Origin of the sequence: Pseudomonas sp. CC120222-01a, assembly GCF_003097235.1 — a bacterium.
Classification (GTDB): Bacteria; Pseudomonadota; Gammaproteobacteria; order Pseudomonadales; family Pseudomonadaceae; genus Aquipseudomonas.
Window position 1 is genome coordinate 159,361 of sequence record NZ_QEQQ01000008.1, and the last position, 18,719, is coordinate 178,079.

At 57.3% G+C, this 18,719-nt stretch carries 11 protein-coding genes; all 11 read right to left on the reverse strand.

Features of this window, described 5'->3' with window-relative positions; genetic code table 11:
* Window positions 1–5: 5 nt before the first annotated feature.
* The 11 genes from N430_RS13065 to N430_RS13115 all read right to left on the reverse strand — a co-directional run bounded on the left by N430_RS13065 (window position 6) and on the right by N430_RS13115 (window position 18,716).
* Window positions 6–875: a hypothetical protein gene (locus N430_RS13065; RefSeq protein WP_178083388.1), complete on the reverse strand. Its 870-nt coding sequence runs from the start codon at window positions 873–875 to the stop codon at window positions 6–8.
* Window positions 876–1,033: 158 nt separating this feature from the next.
* A complete protein-coding gene (locus N430_RS13070) occupies window positions 1,034–2,926 on the reverse strand; it encodes a hypothetical protein (RefSeq protein WP_110637569.1) in 1,893 nt (630 codons plus the stop codon).
* Window positions 2,923–4,353, reverse strand: coding sequence for a hypothetical protein (locus N430_RS13075; protein ID WP_104443851.1), 1,431 nt, complete (start codon window positions 4,351–4,353; stop codon window positions 2,923–2,925). Before N430_RS13075 ends, N430_RS13070 begins: the two co-directional genes overlap by 4 nt.
* Window positions 4,354–4,608: 255 nt before the next feature.
* A complete protein-coding gene (locus N430_RS13080) occupies window positions 4,609–5,895 on the reverse strand; it encodes a Druantia anti-phage system protein DruA (RefSeq protein ID WP_256592131.1) in 1,287 nt (428 codons plus the stop codon).
* Window positions 5,896–6,615: 720 nt separating this feature from the next.
* Window positions 6,616–9,729: a DEAD/DEAH box helicase gene (locus N430_RS13085; protein WP_110637567.1), complete on the reverse strand. Its 3,114-nt coding sequence runs from the start codon at window positions 9,727–9,729 to the stop codon at window positions 6,616–6,618.
* A gap of 3 nt (window positions 9,730–9,732) precedes the next feature.
* Window positions 9,733–10,239, reverse strand: coding sequence for a hypothetical protein (locus tag N430_RS13090; RefSeq protein ID WP_004577313.1), 507 nt, complete (start codon window positions 10,237–10,239; stop codon window positions 9,733–9,735).
* 14 nt (window positions 10,240–10,253) lie between these two features.
* Window positions 10,254–10,754, reverse strand: coding sequence for a hypothetical protein (locus N430_RS13095; protein ID WP_110637566.1), 501 nt, complete (start codon window positions 10,752–10,754; stop codon window positions 10,254–10,256).
* Between the two features lie 12 nt (window positions 10,755–10,766).
* Window positions 10,767–12,290 (reverse strand): hypothetical protein, encoded by a 1,524-nt coding sequence (locus N430_RS13100; protein WP_133248848.1) that lies wholly within the window; start codon window positions 12,288–12,290, stop codon window positions 10,767–10,769.
* A 365-nt stretch (window positions 12,291–12,655) separates the two neighbouring features.
* Complete coding sequence (locus tag N430_RS13105) at window positions 12,656–15,382, reverse strand: DEAD/DEAH box helicase (RefSeq protein ID WP_110637564.1); 2,727 nt, start codon at window positions 15,380–15,382, stop codon at window positions 12,656–12,658.
* Window positions 15,379–17,337: a hypothetical protein gene (locus tag N430_RS13110; RefSeq protein ID WP_110637563.1), complete on the reverse strand. Its 1,959-nt coding sequence runs from the start codon at window positions 17,335–17,337 to the stop codon at window positions 15,379–15,381. Before N430_RS13110 ends, N430_RS13105 begins: the two co-directional genes overlap by 4 nt.
* The gene (locus N430_RS13115) at window positions 17,334–18,716 is read right to left on the reverse strand and encodes a hypothetical protein (protein ID WP_110637562.1); all 1,383 of its coding nucleotides are present in this window, start codon (window positions 18,714–18,716) and stop codon (window positions 17,334–17,336) included. The genes N430_RS13110 and N430_RS13115 overlap by 4 nt, the downstream gene beginning before the upstream one ends.
* Window positions 18,717–18,719 lie beyond the last annotated feature (3 nt).

An 18,719-nucleotide genomic window follows, 5' to 3' on the forward strand; every position in this document is an offset into this window, starting at 1 on the left:
CATTATTAACTTCCCTCGGCAAACTGGCGCTCAGCCACTTCCACGCTCAACCCTGCAAGTGCTTGGCGCACGAGCGGAAACAGCTCACGTGGTATCACATAGTCGGTCGTCCCTACGCCGCCGCCGAGTGACGGCAGTTGCCAGCCCAGTAGCAGCGCTTTTGTCTCTTCCCGTGGCAGGTAACGATGCAGGCGCAGTCGAACATGTACTTGCGACACATGCGCTTCAACCTTCATGGGATGACCTGCTTGTACGTCGAAATAAAACTGCAAGCGCCTCGCCTGTTGCGGTCGCAGTCCCGTCAGTTGCCGCAGACACCCCCGCGACACCTGGACCACAAAATACTCAAACCGTAGACCTGTACGGCATCTGGCGAGGAAGAGCCCTTCGGCGGTCGCGCAAGCAGACAGCGCGATCCATTTACCACTGGTCCGAATTGAAATGTCCGCTAATTCAGTCGTCGCGGGCGCCAGTTGCTCTTTGGCGCTGGTTAACAACTGGGTCGACCACGCCTGCAATCCTTCGATGGGTGCGCCAATCCATTCGTTTGGCTCCCAGACGTCAATCCGTTCCGCGCAGGCATCGACGTTGGCTAGTCTGACCCGCCCTGCCCCGCGCATCGCGATTGGCCAGGGAAAGGTTTGTGCGGGCCCCCCGCCGATGATCACTGCCTGCTTGTCCCCAAGTCTGACCGCCTGGGGTGAAGGCGTTAACCAACGTCCGCCGTCGAGTCGCACCAAATCCCCAAGGTCACCCAGACTGTACAGAATCGCCTTGATACCTGGTTCAGCAGCGTGTTCGTCGTCGAGAGTCGGCCACAGAGGCGTCAAACGCTGGCGGACTATACTTGTCAAACTGAGCGTGGTCGCAGGCACCCAAGCTTCCCGGTCATTCTTGGGCGCGGAACACAGATAGGATGCAGCCCGCAAGCACTCCGCTACTGCTGCGACCCTTAATCCTTCACCGTCGTTTCTGCAGCCCAAAGCGGCGGCCAAGGTTTTCCGGGTGGCGTCGCGATTAACCCCCACCCACTTCACTCAACACTCTCCGCGTGCACGGCGTCCGCGTCGATGTCGCTCAGTAACTCGGTCGTGCTGCGGGTAAGCGCCTCTACTGGCCCCCCGAGTGATTGAGCCCATGGCAGTGCCCATTGCTTCATCACGGTGTGAAGCGCTCGCTCAGAAGGACCTTGCAATACTAGTCGCAATTGAGCGTACGCTCGGTCAGCGATCCTGAGCCACAGGTTCCCTGGAGCAAAGTCCACCTGCCCTAGACGCTCCCTCAGCGTGCTTAGCAGTGCCAATGGAGTGTTTTCAGCCTGGTTGTGCAGGGCTTTCCAATCATCCACGGTCAGTTGGCCGAACTGCATTAACGGCATCTGCGCCGATAGCCCACGCATAGCAAACTCGTCCGTATCAAACACCGGCCCGAGTTCTGACAGCGTCCCGCCGTCCGGAAACGCCGCAGGGCCGTGGGTCCAAGACGCAATCAGAACCAAGCGACTGTTAACACTCGTGGCGAACTGACGACGTGCCACAACATCGCGAATGGCACTGCCATACACCTCGAATGCCGACCGGTTCGCGCCTTTGAGCAACAAGCATCCAGACGACTCGGCTACCACTTCGAGGCAATCTGTCGCTGCGTCCTCTGATACTAGCCCTACGGGCACTCGCCACTCATGGAAGATCGCCCCTCCTACCGCTGCTGCGACCGCATCTGCGATTAAATCCGCGGTTGAACCTTTGAACTGAATAAGTTGGCCGCAGATGATTGCCGCCAAAATATGCCGCGCGTAGCTGTTGGCCTCGCGCTTCACTACGCCGCTTGCCTGAAGGTTGTTGGCAATGACCCGGCAGGCAACTTCTATGGAGTTTATTTCGACGAACGGACCTGTTGCTTCGTTCTCGATCAAGCGGACGCGTGATTGACCCCCGACTTCATGGCTCGGTCCGACGACTCGAGACTCCTGGGTGTTGACGCGCGCGTGCAGTGAAGCAAGGTTGGCTGCCGCGGCATCCCAGTCGAGACCCCGGGCGTTGAGGATCGCCAGTGCTTCCTCGAGCACTAAAACCCGCGCACGCTCGGCAACCAAGTCCTCTACCTGGGCAGCTAGGGCGCTTACCCTCTCCGAAATGAGCTCGCCGCGCACGTCTGAGTCAGCCAGTGCTGTCGACGCCTCCTGCTGCGCGCTACCCGTTGACTGAGCCAGTTCGCTTACCTGCTCCAAGCGCAGATCGACGCTTTGCAGTGCGGTACGCCACTCAGCGATATCCTTGTGAACACCACTGAGGTTGGCCGTCATCTGCTCAACCGCTTCGGTGGTTACTGTCGCCGTCAGTTCAAGTTGGTCAATGCGCTCGGCGATTTCCTCGGCCGCCGTTTCAGCCAAGTCAAAATAACCCTCAATTTTATCCAAACGGCCCGGCAAACCATCAATCATCCGATCCCTGGCGAGGGTGGAAGCCGGATGAAAGCTATTCAGGGCGGCCTGCATGGCAGGATCTTCGGCGAAACCACTGTACGTCGCCAGCCGCTCTACCGTTTCCCTTGAGGCATCAGGATACAACTCGGCTAAGCGCTTGAAGAAGCCAGCACCCGCATCCGCCAATTGGGGGGAGGTGTCTGCGGTGGGAAAGGCACTGTCCAAGCGGCTTTTGGCCCACGCTACCCACAGGCTAGCGAAGGCTTGCCAGTCAGCCTCGCTTTTATGTCCGGGCTGTGGATGCGCCAGATGCCCGATCAAGCGCCTCTGCTTTTCCTTGAATTCAGGTGGGGATCCTCGCCTAAAGCCGGGAATTGAGGCTTGACGATCAAAGAACGACTTGCGAAAGGCATGGGGTACCTCTTCGATGAACTCGGTAATCATCATTGTTCCGAGCGCCGAGATCCGCTCTCTTGCCTCTTGGCTGTACAGGTAACTCATCGCGAGACCCCATCTCCTGAAGATCGAATATCAAATCCACGTGCACGCACATCAGCCGCCAATTGCCGATAATTCGGTACCAGTCCCGGATTGGGACGCGCGGCCAAGAAGGCGTTGACCAACCCTTGGTCACTGCCAGAGAGTGCAATCGCTCCGCCAGCGTGTAGCTGAGATAGAAAACAACGCAGGCGCAATCTTAAAGACCGCCCAAGCGAAAGCAGTACGGTTGTTGGGTTGTCCATCGGCTGCGTAGCGCCGATGGACAACCGTCCGAACCCGCCGAAATCCAGGTAGATCTGGTATTTGGGGTCGGTGATATAAAGTTTGAGCAGGCTATTCAACGCAGGGGACAACTGGCATTTCTGCGAGGTGTGGTCATCCGTCACGTCGCTAGACACAAGGTGCCGGCTCTCCCTATGCCCATTAGGTGAAATAGCCTCTAGCCTTCCCCTGGTGCCCATCGGCATTGCCAGAGAATCGAAACACAGTTCCTGTGCTCTCGTCGCCATGACATAGGTTTGGCATCCCCTGCGGTGCAATGGGGCAACAACACGTTCCCCTTTATCGTCAATGAAAACCAAGTCTACCGTAGGGTGTTTGTAGCTTCGCGCCAGCGAATTATTCTTGGAAAAATACTTATCGACATCCGGATGCCCGGTTTTTCCGATCCTGAAATCATCGCTTCCTTCGCGTATCACAGTGAATAGCGCGGGTGACCGATCGGGCGCCGTTACAGAAATGCGATCATTCTGGTTAACGGCTTGCAAGGTTGGCCCGCCGTCGTGTGCTCCTCCCGGCATCCGGTGAGCGGCGAGGATGACCGCTTCAGACTCGATGTATTCAACCGTATTGATGCTGGAGTAACGGGTAAGGAACGGCCAAATGGTTGTGATCGAGGGTGTCGCAGGCATAACGCTCAGTTGGGTAAATTCTTCCAACCACTTTATGCAGGCCTCTGACGGGGTATCCGGAACCGTTACCAGGGCTAACTGCCATCCATGCCTTGACTTGAACCTGTCCACCAGCAGTTCCTCAGGGAAGACTGGTGTCGCCGGTACCGACCATAACAGGGCATAAGTCTCGGAGCGACTTAACACCTGCGCGCGGGGGAAGCCGCTGTCGCCATCCCGACCAATGGCGGTGAACACGGCTGCACCCACCGCAGATAGACCTGGGCATGTCCTGGCAACGCCTGAAACGAACAAAGGGTCCGGCTTGCCTTCGAAGGAAATGATTTTGTAGTCGTTTGCTGTGGGCTCTGCGGTTACCCTGAAACCTGAGCCCATCCCGCGCATATTAAGCTTCTGCACCCTGCCGCCGACATCGAGGTTGATGTAGGCGTGACATGTACGACAGGGAGGCAAGACTAATTCAATCCACCACGCCCCTGCGTTCTCACCTTTTTTTATCATCAAGCGCAGATCCATCTGCCGCATCGATGCTGGTTGAGCCTTATCAGAGTTGACATGGCTCAGTGGCCCGGACATGAAATAAGCGCAGGAACTGGAGGACACGCCACGCCAGTGGGCGAAGTAGTTTTTCCGCGATGGCCCTGAGCGAAGCCCCACCCGCATGCGGCAGAAAGAACAAATATAATATCCGGAGCGTGTCGCTAAATCTGCGGTAACCGGTTTATTCGTCACTCGATCTATGGCGTAATCCATCGCTCATACCCTTCGCATTCATCCGCGCAAACTGATAATACGCCGCGGCTCAGTGGCTAAATGACAGTGAGCCGCGAAAAGCCGTGCCTGATGGCCGTAGAGGTGGATGAGATCCGTAGATTTCCAACAGCGAAAGTCAGGCCTGTTCATTGAACGCGGGATCAACCACCGATTCAGTGCTAACTCACCGATTTCACGGACTGACAACAGTGATTGGGTATCCGGCTTTCCGCTGCCGCTGTGGAGAAGCTTCGCGGCGTTGGTTGCCAATTGACAAATAAATACTTCACGCTGGATGCCGTGGCGCATGAGGTCGTCCTTGAATCCTAGCGCCTTAAGCGCCGCTCGCGTGGTGCGCAACCGCCAGTTAGGACCTTGGCCGAAGGCGTGCTGATCTGCATATTGATGATCGAGATCTCGGAGATAATCTCGAAGCTCAACAAACAACCAGTCGGGTATATGGAAATGGCCCCAGCCGCCGGTAAAGCCAATGGACTTGAGGTATTGCGTGCCACCCAGCTTCAATCGGTTGTAGACCGCGGAGCGCCCCATGGATGAGGTCGTCACGACCGCCAACAGACGCGCATTTTTTTCCGCCTGCGAGATAATGCCGGTGGACCCGCCGTAGGCACTGGCAAAATCATCATAAATGTCCCGACTGCGAAGGAGACAAGCAATCAGCTTACCGCCCAGCAAGGCGTTATAGGGTGGGATCGCGCCAAGGACATATGCATCCATCAGGTTGACCAGTCGGGCAGATCGGTCATTAGTATTCCAGCCGATGAATTTGTCTCTTACGCCAAGGTTGAAAACCGGATCCCCTATGGCGATCAACCCCATCAGTTTGCCATTCGCCTGGTCCCAGACTAGGTAACGCAAGCGCCTGCCAAAACCATTGGACACGGGCACAGACCACGACAACGATGCGAGCCGAAAGAGTTCGCTCTGCCACGTACCTGACGAGACGCGCTCAAGAACAGGGGAAATTTTTTCTGGCACCACCTCTCGGCCATCGGCAAAGTACTGCATTAGCTTGGCGCCGCTGCGCACAACGAAGGCTTCACTGGCGGAGAGCCGTTCTTCTCGTTGGGCCCCATGCAATGCGCGGATCGCCTCTTTGCCATTTCCAGGTGGGCAAAGAGCACCTTCCTGGGTTTTAGTGAAACCTAGCTGGTGCAAATGCTCTCGCACTTTTCGCTTGAGATTCGCTTCTCTCGGATTAACTCCAATAATAATCGCACTGCCGGTTGGCATACTGTTGCATCCCTGCTTGGAGTTTATCTCAACGAGGTAGGCGAAATACAAGCCATACTGTTTCGCTTCTGCCGCCCTCAAAAGTAATGCGCACAGGCGCCAAAAGCACCGCGCGTCGAGGGGGAATACGGATCACTGCCGCACGAGGTCCGATCCTACACCGCCCCCGCCATTTTATGAAGAGGCGTACAGGCAAACTGACATTACCGGCACCGAGTTCGCCTGTATGCAGAATGGAGCAACCATTCTCCTGCCCCATAGCCGAGACGATGAGGGTAGCGCCGGAATCAGCCCGATCGACCGCCCCGACCAAGGCCATCCTGAGGCACGCCTCATCCAGATCTTGAACGCAACCCAGAGCTGCCGCACCAAGCGGTAATTGCCCAGCGTTCTCACTCCGCCGCCCACAGGGCTTTCGCCCCAGCTTGACGAGGCGGACGCGAAGCACCTACCCGCCAAAGCGATGGGCAACGTTCGAATTGCTCAGCAAGCGTGTCGGCACGTGTACAGCCGGCAGCACACTGCTCACTGGCGCCAGCCAGGCCGACCTCGCAACGCAACGAGCGCTGCTGCACGACATCGTGCTGCTCGGTCCGCCTCCCCTGCGGCCAGCCGGAACTGTTCGACATGCTCCAGCAGTGTCCGCGCTTTGATCAGGGCGAATAGCCCCTGGGTTTCGCAGACCTCCCCAGACCATATAATGAGTCCCCAATAGGCAATACCATGGCCTTCGACGGGGGCATCGGAAAGTGTGTTGGCCGAACGGCTACATCAAATCGCCGAAGCCGTTGACACTGGGAACACCGCCGGCACCAGATCCTTCGAAAACTTTGCTCTGTCGGGAAGCGAGATGACCTTCAGGCTGTTCTTGGCGCGCCCCGCCGCGATCAGTTCTGCCATCGGTCCCGCGCCACCGGCTGCCAGACAGTCTAGGTGCCCCAGGATGATGACTGAGTCACGCGCTCTGGAGAGCGCCACATTCAATCGATGGCGATCCAAGAGAAACTGGGTGTCCCCACTTGCTCTGGTCATCAACAGGATCACCATGTCAGCTTCTCCCCCCTGTACAGCATCGACAGTTGCAACGGACAACTGGAACGCATAGTGCTTATCCGCCGTATCACGCGCGACAATTTCCAGTTGCCCCTTGTATGGGCAGATAACCAACAGCTTCAAGGAGACTCTCGCTGCACTAACCCTTTTGTGCAGAGCATTGAGCAATTGATAGAGCGCGGCGCGCTCTGTGGAGTTGACCAACGAGTTAGGCGTGTCTCCCGTACCTGCCTTCCTATGCCGGTAATTCTGCATCTTGGAGAAATCTACAAACAGTGCGCGGGCATCGGTCAGGGACCAGTTCCCCGCTTTGCGATGAGACGTCAGTTGCTTCTGGTAAAACAGAGTACTGACTAGGTCACCAATGTTTTCATGCATCCGGTATTGCACGGTTAGCATGCCCTTGGCTTGCGGTCCTAGCCCCTCATACAGTTCTTGGAAAAAGTTCTTGCGCAGCAGGGTTTCGACCTCCGCCAGCGGCAACGTATACCCGATGCGCTCATCCAGCACATCAGTGGTCACCGTTGGCGGCAACTGGTTGTGATCCCCGACCAGGACTACCCGCCGAGCAATGGCCGCCGGGATCATCAGTTCGGCAGCAAAGGCCTTGCCTGCTTCGTCCACAATCACGCAATCGAAAGGTTCCTTCAACAAGGCGAAATCAGTACGCGCCATGCCCGTGCAGGTAGCACCGTGGATCAATTTGTCACGGAATGTCCAGCGGCTAGCAGCCTCACGCCCCTTGCGCGACTTCAGCAGAGACAGCCAAGCTTCGTGCAATTGAGGACTGATTTCTGCATCTCCCGCGCTCAAAGCATCGACTTTAATTTGATGCCAATTGGGCTCAAGCGCTTCACTAATCTTGTCCTGTTTTCCGTAACGCACTGTAACTGGCCGCAAATACTCTGCTGCCTCAAGCAGATCCTCGATTAGCTTGGTCACCGCGACGTGAGTAGGGCCGGTAATCAGGATACGCGGCCAGAGGTGGGGAGCTTGTTCCGGGAACAGTGTCTTAAGCCACTGAACCAGCGTGGTTGTCTTCCCGGCACCTGGAGGTCCCCACACCGCCACTACGGGCTCGCGCGACGCCAATACTTGAAGCACAGCGTCCTGCCCCAGATTCAACGTCTCGCCAGGCTCCGGGCTGAGTGTAAAGATGGCGTTGTGAACCGAGGGTGCCACAAAATCACCAGTGATCGCTTTCTCAAGAGCTTTGGATAGCGTTTCTTTTTGATTGCCCTCCCTGACCAATTCAAGCCGAAACAAATCGAAAGGGTTGATCTCGGCTTCGCTCATCCGCTTATGCGTGTCCAGGATGAATTCGCAAATACCAAGTTGGGCATCCAAAAGCTTGAACGACTGCAGAGGCCATACACGATCTCGCCCGACTGCTCGTAGGCGAGGTGAGCCTTGCTCGCCCAACGCGTCCTTCAACCAGCCAGGAACACCTTGGGAACCGAGCAAGCCTGTCACCTTACGCCCGTTTTCCTCGACCTGGCCGGGAAGAAAACCACAGCTTGCACTTTGCTCCAGGTAGAGCTGCTGCTCACGGTACACCAACGAGAGTTTGCGTAAATGCAGGGCAACCTGTCGTTGACGGGCAGCCTCGCGCTGGCCAAGGCGCTCTTCATTCAAGGCACACACAAAGGACTGGAAACGATTGCGGTTGGCCAACTCTTCATCCGTACTCCCTATGAGGACGGGGGTAAGGGCCACGTAGCACCGCAAAACGTCTTCAGGAGACTCACGAGCCTCAAGCGCGTCCAGCAACCGAAAACATCGCTGCTCGGCATCGGCCTCAGTGACTAGGGCATAACGGCCCAACTGAAAGACAAGACGGCCGTCATCATTCTCATAAATGTGCCAAGGCCTATCCTGGATTGCCGGTGTTTGAAAATAGTCCCACATCTGATGGATCAGGGGGATGTGCTCATCACTGATGCCCAGGGCGACTGGCCACCAATACTCTTCCAGGCCTGAGATACGAGGGTGCAATCTCACCGGCAAACTGTGGGACCGCGAATCACCGAGCACGTCGGTGAGCGTCCAGCCGTCCGCAAATACTTCCAACTCCGCGCCTGGTTTAATCCATTGCCCTTCGTGCCTGCCAAGTGGCAAACGCAAGGTGGCATCCTGCATCTGCAACTGGGCCTCATTGTTATCCAGGCGCACGACTGTCGCCGTCAACGGCTCGCCACCGCTGCCTCTTGCTGCATCCAACAATTTCACTTTGGCACTGCCAATGCGGGCGAAGCGTGCTTCATGATCAACCGCATAGAATACTCCTCGACCATCAAACGCTTCGGCCTCGACGGTATAATTCTGCAGACGCCCGCGCAGGCCGTGTGGCAACGAAATCACGGCGCCCTCGCAAGGGTAGTCCGCAGGCATTTCCAGCCAGGCAACGGTCGGCAACTGTGCGGGCACCTCACCAAATAAGGTGCGAATATACTGCGCGGTGGTTTGAAGGTAGGCGCGTTCGGCTGTGACGCGCCCCCGGGCAAGCTCAATTTCAAGCATCATCTGACGGAAGCTAGCTGATTCACGCGCGCCAAAGCGGGCTTTCAGTATCTGTCTGGCCCGTGCGTGCGCCCGTTCCAACTCACTGGCGATTTCGGACCGCATCGCCAACTCTCTTTCAAACATCTTCACGAGTTGAACCAGGTAGGGACGAATCAGCGCAGCAGTTTTGCGTTCATGTGCACCATGAATAGCAGCCAGTTCAGCTTCTAATGCTTCAATCTCAGTATTTACATCATCCAGACGTTTCCCATTCCACCAACTGATGGCAGTGGAAGTCAGAGTGATGCCAGCCAGCAGTAGCATGAACATTGATCAGCGTTTCCCTGGTTGGACTAATTCGACCAGGCGACCTACCAGCACCTCCATGCTCGCCCGCACCTCGCGCTGGTGATCATCGTTGATCAAGGACGGATCCATGACGGCTTCAAGCTTCTCGAATACTCTCAGAAGGGGCTTGAGCACATCGTCAACTTGGTTCAACCGCTGAAGCTCGGGCGCATTCTGCGCCTGGATTTTTTCGAGCTCTTTTTGTGCATGTTGCACTTGCGCCTCGGCCAGGCTTACGCGTCCCTTCCATTCAATAGAGGTTTTGTGCAGTTCCACAGCCGAATGCAATACACCAACCAGATCACGAAGTAGACCAATACCCTCGGTAAGCACTTGGGCGCGATCGCCACTCATGGCGGTATCACGCTTGATCCGCGCCTGGCGCGTCTGCTCCTTGGCCAGGTCGAGGGCATCATTGCCCCCGTTGGTGGACTTGCTGCGGGGTGTAGCCTTGGCAAGACTGGCGGGTAGTTTGAATCGTTCATTGGTCATGGTTGAGACTCCGGTCAAGCAACACTGGTGTTGAAGTATTCCACGCTACGACGCAAGCCTTGATCAGCCTCCATTAACCGCTCCAGAGCCGTTTCAAATGACTGAACATCAGGCAGGTCGCCTTTCCTCATCAGCGCCAATTCATCCAGGCAATGGCGGGTCAGTTGAACGCAACGCAGCGTCATCCGCCCAACAACCTGACGAACAGCGGCTGCTTGTGTCATCTCCCTTCGCGCCAGATCAATATCCTGGGCAAGTGCCTCACGCTCAAGCTCCAGACGCTTTTCCTCCTTGGGGATCAGAGCCTTCAAGCCGTCGCGGTGCACCTGGGCTTGGCGTAAAGTCAAGTAGGAGTCGATCGCCCCGAGTACCGCTGATGCTGCTTCAATGCTCATGAGCACCGGGTTGGCGCCTGCAGTGGCTTTCTTCAGGCCTCCCGCAATGCCATGTCGACTGGCCGCCGAGATGAAGGTTTTTGTAAAGTAGAACGCATGCCTTGGTAACTGAGTGCCCATAGTCCTTCCACGTCAAAGCTGAACCCAACACCATGTACCAGGGCCTGCCTTTGCCAAGCGCTGAGCGATGTCGTCAGGCATGTGTTGAATGAAATCCTCCGCACACACTGAAGCCTCCTGGGCCTTGACGCCGCCCTCGCGCGGCGCCCAGAGCGTGCCCGTTGCAGGCTCCCAGTAGAGCTGTTGCGCTGAATCCCGATAACGCACCATGAGCAACGCGTCACACCCTCTCTCCTTGGGAGGTGGCCTGAACGGTGGTCGCCCTACAGCGTGAAAACTCTTCCACAGCCCTGCGAGCACCCAATGCTGGGATACCTCAAGTTTCAAGGCTCTCCAGTTGGGGGTATGCGACAGGAACAAGTGGACATGGGGGTTGCGGAGCATGGCCGTAAGCTGTTCACGTTGCACCTCGCCGATTTGAGCGCGGAGCAGCAGACCATCAGGCAACTCGTCCCCCCTCAATCGCATGAAACGGCTCTGTTGTTTGTGGCTGAATACTGGGGTGGGCAAATGTCGAGGGTACGTTTGAGCCACAGCGTCAATGGGATGAACTTGCTGCTCTGCAGGTGCCGCGCTTGCAAACAATCCAGCGACGCCAGAGTCATTGAGCAGTTTTGAAGTAGCCACGCCTGCTAATAATCGCTCGCCTGATTGAGTGATGGTCTCACCGGCCGCCAGCCCCTCTTCTCCAAGCAACGCCACAATCTCCTGGATTGAAACCAACGGAAGGCCAGTCAGTTCGGCGATTTCACTCACGCTCAAATGCTGGTTCAACGCCTCAAGTGCGAACAGTGCAACCGCGTCGCAGCGTCTGGGGACCCGCGCGAACGTGCGCACCTGAAACTCGGTTGCTTTGAAATACAACGTGATTCGTGGCGACTCAGGCTGTGGCAAGCAAGCCTTGATGCTGGCAGTAACACGCCCGTTGCGAGCACGCTTCTCCGTCAGCCAATTTTCCTCAAGCAAAATAGTACTGATCTGCACAATGTATTCTTGAGCAAGGTCCAACACCTCTGAAGGATGATCTATCCAGCTCCAACTGATCTCGGCCAATGGCACCCGGAGCACAAGCGCGCCAGCCAACAGCCAGGCGCCTCGATCATCAAAACGCTCGACCCGCGCACGCACTGCCGTGCCTGGCCGCAGGTTGCCCAAAGCGTTACGCAGCCGGGCCTCGGTCAGCGCGTGAACGCTGCCCCGCCAGCCCCTCTGGTCCCGGCTGGTCAGCACGAACTCCACATTGTCGCCTACGCTGAATAGACTGACCGGGTTCTCGAACTTGGCGTTTGGGCTCAACAATTCATGTTGAGGAATCAGGACGGTCGTGTCTTGGTACTGTATCAATACAGATTTCGGCAAGATCTTGACAACGCTACCTGCAACGATCCTTCCACAGTTCTCCGCACCAAGCGAAGTACTCGGCCCCTTGGGAGGACGTGAGGGGGAAGCCGCGCGATGCGTGCGCTCCGGTTGAGAATTACGCCCCGATAGAGACGGCTCAAACGCGTTCAGTAATCGTGAAAGAAAATCGAGCAAGCAGCGTCTCCGTCCATTGAAGGCTGATAAAGATTGCCATCCGCATCATCGCATCATGTTGTGGACTGCCGGTGCGGTTTTCGCACTCGGGCCTTCAGCATCCGCTAACGGCTATCGACTCGCATTTGCCCTCCGCAATGTACGGTTGTGAAAAGTACTAAAACGCACTTTTCAATCCTCACGCAAGCCGCATTGGGCTTGTGCTGGATTGGCAGAAGGATGATTCATTCACCCCACTACTGTGGTGGAGTTCGGGCAAACGCATTGCAAGTCTTATGTTAGAGGCTTTCTGCCATACCCACAACCAACGCACGGTCATGCATCAGGTTTCAGGCGCACACAATCAGATCCTCATGTGCTTGCAGCTACTGTTGGCCCAGCTTGGTAAACACGGCACCATAAGGATCCTGCAAACGCTCATCGCTGATGGGTAGCGGTCTGCGCAGAAAGCTACGCCACTGCTGCGCGTCACTGATCCTTAGCTGTTTGTCGAAGTGCACCTGTACGCACGCATCCATTTGCTCTTCCACCTGATGCTTGCGCTCGATGAACGAAGCAACCTGGTCTTCATCAACCGATCCCTGCAGAAACGGATAGTGAATGCTCAACTCCGCGTTACCTGACCGCTGCAGCCGCTGGTTCACGCAGCCAAACAGGCGATCCAACCGGCCCACGCGCTGCTCATTGTCACCGGGTGAGCCGGCTAGGCCGTAGTGATGGATCTGGTGGCACTGCAAATGCAGGTTAACCCCTTCCTGGAGTACCGAAGTGGACACCAACACGTTGGGATAGAACGGGCTATTGAAGCCGAGGATGAGACGCTGACGACCTTCGCTGTTGTCTCCACTGGCGTACCAGCATGGGCTGGTGAGGCGCTTGAGGCTGCGCCACTCCTCGTCCCATTGATCCAGGCCATGGTCGATGATCTTGCCGCATAGCGTGTCAAACGTTTCCAACGCGGCGGTGAAATAGCGCAGCATCAACGAGCCATCGACCCGTAGGCTTACCCAGTCATGAAAACCACGGTACGCACGCTGCACCTCACGCTCGCGGGTCTGCTGCCGGTATTCGACAAACCAGGCGTAGAGCTCGACGACGACAGGGCTCGCATAAAGAAACCCGGCCTTGATGTAGTTCGCGAAGTTCTCCGCAATCGCCTTGTTGTCGCGCGCCCAGCCTTCGAGCTTGCGATACAACGCCGGCGGCAGGCGCGGTACCAACAGCGACCAGACGCTGTGGAGCGGATGTTCCAGGCGGTCGCGCGGTGCACCTCGCATGCGGGCGGCGGCATCGTGGACCCCCGGCACGTCCCAACCGTGCAAGCGTACGTACTTGGCGGCATTGGCATAGTCGATCCGACCTGTCTCCGCCTTGGCGTAGAACGCGGAGTAACCGCCAGTCAGGTAGTCCGATGCCGGCTCGAGGAACAGTGCAAAGACGCTTTCCGGCTTGCTGAAGCGCAGGCGCACATTGGCGCAATCGGTTTGCCCACCTGAGCCTTTCTTGACCACGAACAGCTCGGCGATGCGCGATGCCAACTGCGTACCCTCCCCCTCGCCCTCGTCTTGCCCTGCCTCCTCGTGCGCGTCCACTTCGGCAAGCGAGTGCTTCACGCCTTCATGAAACTGGGCATAGCCATCGCGTGACCAACCCTGATGGCGCCAATGCCTGACTGCGGGATCGTCCGCTTGCTTGCCCCATGCATTGACGATCATTCCGACCAACAACTCGTCGTAGCGCTCGTTGATGCGCTGGGTCAGTTCACGAACAGAAGGTATACGGCGAACGAAAATCAGGTGCTTCAAGTCCTCGAGCGCAGTGCCGAGGCCATCAGCCGCCTTCGGCACGCACTGGTCGATCATCAAGCCGTACTTGGGGTGATCCGGGAAGGTGTGAAACTGGTCGCGATAGCGACGGGTAAGGTCGCGCAACAGCTCGGTATCGGTAGCCTTTGAGAAATCCTCCACCATCCGGTCTTCGACCGCATCCTGATAATCCGCATCGGCACCAGAATCGATCTGCGGTTTCCAGCCAAACGACTCGAACCCTTCCAGGTAGCCATAAGTGAGACTCTTGTTCTCCTTCTGCCGGCCCAGGTCGGCCACCAGCCGCTTCTGATACAGAGCAAAAAACATCTCGGCATCCGGACGCCCATCGAAGCTCGCAGGTACGGCTTTTTCGTGGCGGTAGTGCCGCTTGCCGTACAAACCGCCCTGTCCCTCCATCAACCGCAGACGCCGCAAGGCATACCGTTGCAGCAACTGACGCGTGCGCTCGGCGCCGCTCATGGCTTCAAGGGCAGGATCACGATCGAGCTGGGTAAAATAACCCAGGATGTTCTGCACATCATCCAACCGGGTATGGCTGGGCGTCGCAGTGAGCAATAGGTTCCAGACACCCAGCCGGCTGTCAGCGTTGCCAAACAGCGCCTTTGCGGCACTCACACGCTGCGATCCACCCGAGACGTTGCGCAGGTAATGCGCCTCATCGACGATGATCAGGTCAAAGCCCGAGGGCCCCAAGTGCTGCTTTAATCGATGATGGCAATTGGCCGCGATACTGCCTGCGCCCTCGGCACCTTCCGCGCGCCGCTCGGGGCCGAGCAAGCCACTGAGCGCGTAGACCGTGGTGAGGTAAAGCTGCCCCTCATTGTTTTGCACCGACTGCACCAGGTGCTCCAGCTTGTAGCACTCACAGACCGTGGCTACGGGCATGCCATCTTCGGTTTTAACTCGGTCATCGGCTTGGCGAATGTGCTCACGAATGAAGCCTTCGAACTCCCTGCGCCAATGCCCGCACAAATGTCGATTGGGCGCCATTACCAGCACCTTGGCATCAGGCTTGTTTTTCCACAGCCATGCAGCCACACCCAACGCCTGGAAGGTCTTGCCCATGCCGACTTCATCCGCCAGTAGCGCCACTTTGCCCGCTACCAACAGGTTCCACAGGTAAGCCACCCCTTCGGTCTGCTTGGCCGCCATGGATTCGCGATCATCTGCCTGATAGGTCCAGTTGGAATCCTTACGCCCTTTGAAGTTGATCCACTGGGATACGGTTTCAGGGATGAGCACACCCTCTTCAAATCGACTCATGTCCCACCCCACTTGCTTTCCAATCCGCCGAGCTCCTGCTCAAGCATTTGCCGAAAATCATCATTGGTCTCGGCAGGTAACGGTGGCATATCGACCTTCAGTGTCCGCCAACGCGACAAGGCAATCCTGCTGTCATCCTTGGGCAAGCGTTGACGGAGTGCCAGCGCCAACTTGCAGAGCGCGTTAACCTCCTGGACCAGGAACCAGTCGAAAACATTGGGCGTAGATCCACGAAGTCGCTGGCGGGTCTTGTCTACCCATTCCTGCAGGCATCCCGGTCGCACGAACACCCAGTGTTCAAGCACTGACAATCGTTCAACCCCACGCAACCGGGCCGCGAATTGGTAGCTGGCCGTGAATAACCGAAAGTAGCTGATATGCGCAGAGTCTGAACCGTCTTGCTCGCTTGCCACGGCGCCTAGGTCGGCGCTCAGCCCATCAACCTGTGGCTCACCCGTTGCAGATTCGCGGACACGAAATCCGACATCATCCTGATTGGGCACAATATCGATTTGCGCCATGGCGTCGACCAGGCCAACCAAGTCGTCGTACCGCTGCGCGCGTCGGAACTCGGGGGTAGTCTCCAGCAACATGCCGACGAAGCACTCCCGGCCGTCCTTGAGCACCTGGAAGCTGTGATCGAACAACAGTGCATGCACGTGCGCCACCGGCACTCTGCACGCCTTCAATTCGTGGCTTCGTGGTTTCCAGTCGAGCGCGAATGCAGCGTCGATATCCGGCAACTTGATCCTATATCCCTGATCTGGTTCTTGCCCTATATGCCATTGGCCGCGCAGTTGGTAAACCTGCTCCGCCCAGTCGAACTCCACCACGATGTCAAAGGGAAGGTTCTGCGGGATTTTCAACGCTTGCGCCTGTAATGCTTCGTCGCTCAAGAACAATGCCGGGCTGGTGTCCATCGTGGCGCCGAGGACGCTTTCCACTGCACTGTTGTTCGGCAAGATAAAGCCCGCCTCGATGTTGTTGCCGGGTAGCCTTTTACCCCGTGAGTCGAGCAGCGAATTGCTGCCCGCCCGGGTGAAGTTCCACGAGCCGATGGCCAGGTGCGTGGAGGTTTTCCAGAGCTTGGCATGGGTCATTGGTGTGCGCTCATCGACCGTGGTCGGGTTGTGCCGCAAGCGCAACTCATCGTTTGCCAGCAGGTCTCCAAGCGCCTCGGTCCAACCGGTACGCAGGAACTGCCCATCGAGCCGGTCCGGCACCAGGCTGACCTTCATGCGCGTCTGCTCGTAGCTGCTCCTCAGGTGGCTGACGAACAGAGCCAGATCCTTCGGTAGATAAGGGGACCAGACTGCCAGGTGATGGCAAGCACGCTCGCCCAGCAACTGGACGAGAAACGGTTGCCTCTGAAAACTGTGGCAGAACCGCACGGGTGACTCAGCGCTGGCGAACGAGCTACTGCGCCTATTTTCCAAGGGGCACGGTACGCCCACATTTGTGAACAGTGCCTGGAAGAACGCTTTAACGGACTGGTAAAGCGAAAGCGCATTGATCGGCTGGAAGTGGAATACCTCCTGATTGCGCGCCCATCCGCTAAGTGTGAGGTTGGCACTGCCCGCGCCGAGCACGCGCCCCTGCTCACCTTCCAGATAGATCACCTTTGCATGCAACAAGCTGTCTTCGCCAACACCTGGGTAGCTCCATTCCGTTTTTTGCGCAGTACAGACTCCGTGCACCTGGAGCGCGGTGCGCTTGTTCTGGTCGGCACCGATGAAACGCCGGTCACAAAAGACCCTGAGGTCGATTTGCTGCTCCGTCAGCGCCAACTGAAGCGCCTCGTACTCCATGCGTGTGCGGGGAGTCTCGGCACCCAGTACGGTTGGCAACACATAGGTTTCGATGAATTCGATATCGATGTTGAAGCTGGTAAGCCAAACCCTGCGCAACCGGCCGCAGGCCTTCACTTGCTCGCTGAATGCTGAATGCAGTTTCATGCCTGGCCGCCCCGATAACCGGTCACCAAATGGTCAAACTGGGGAATGTAGTACGTGTTCACCCAGCGCTGCATGGGCGTATCCTGCGCCTCAGGCAATGCCCTGGTACGAGCACTGAGCTTGACCTTCTCGGCCTGGTCGATTTGAACCCAGGGTATCTGGCCACGCTCGCGCATCACCGTCGCGTGGTAGTCCACCATGCCGAGAAACTGGTCACTGAAGCGTTCCTGACGCGCCAAGCTCATGAGTCGCTCCAGCCGTCGGCGGCCGGTGTGCGAAAGAATGCCGAGCAGTTCTGAATGCGCATCGATACGCGCGGCGGCCGCCGGCAAGGTTGCGGCATCGCGCCCCAGCCCTTGCCAGTGCGCCTCGATTTCGCCAAGGCTCTGGTGCCGGCCATGACAGGCCAGGGTAAACAGCAGATCGACCTGAGCAAGGAGTGGTTCGACCTGCTGCACGTGCACGAGCTTGCGTCGCTCGGGCGTTTCGCTGCAGTTTTTTTCGGCCAGGGCGAACAACTGCTGGATCGGCAGGTGGCTGTCTGGATTGTGTTGAGCTTGATCATCCATCACCCGCAGCAGTGCACCCGCAGCGCCCGTGTCGAGGCCGGTCAAGGCTAGCCAGAAGTCGCGCGTGTCAGCGCCTACTTGCGCGGAGTTCGGCAGTGCTGTTCGGTAGGCCTTGATCAGACTGCCCGGTACTTGCTTGAGCGCGCTTCCGCCACCTGCCTTGAAGCGCAGGAAAATCCCCTGCAAATGCATGCGCGCTTCTTGGAACAACCTGTGAAACGGCTCGTGAGTTTGAATCATCCCCTTAACTTTCACCCACAACAGTCCTGCTTCTTGACTGTGGTGGTAGTTGTAGCGGTCGTTGAAGAAGCCTATCTGCATGAACGGTGTCTTGTAGCGCCCACTCACACCCAAGCCCAACTGACGCACCAACAGGTGCCCGGCTGGTTCATGGGTGAAGCGCAGAAATGGGTTACTGTCGACCTCCAGACGTGCACGAGCCTTGCTGGCGCCCAGCACGCCTTGACTGTCAACGCCGGTATCGGGCGCAGCAGTCACCATGGCATACGTGAATATGTTCTCCAGATAGACTAGACAAGCCTGGCACAGCGCCAGCCCATAACGTCCTCCTGACTGCTCACGCAACGCTTTGCTCGGGCCGGTATCAACATCGTCGAACAGGTCCTTAATCACTGCATGATGCAGCAGATTGAGCGTGTAGTTCCGTACGTCGTTCGAAACCGAGTTGACCCGGTTGCGAAAGATTTCCTGGCCAAAGGCAGACCAGATGGTCAGTACACCCAACGGATCAATCTGGCTGTCGCCACTGAGGTCTTCATCGTATTCAGTCAGGTATTGGCTCAACCGCATGAG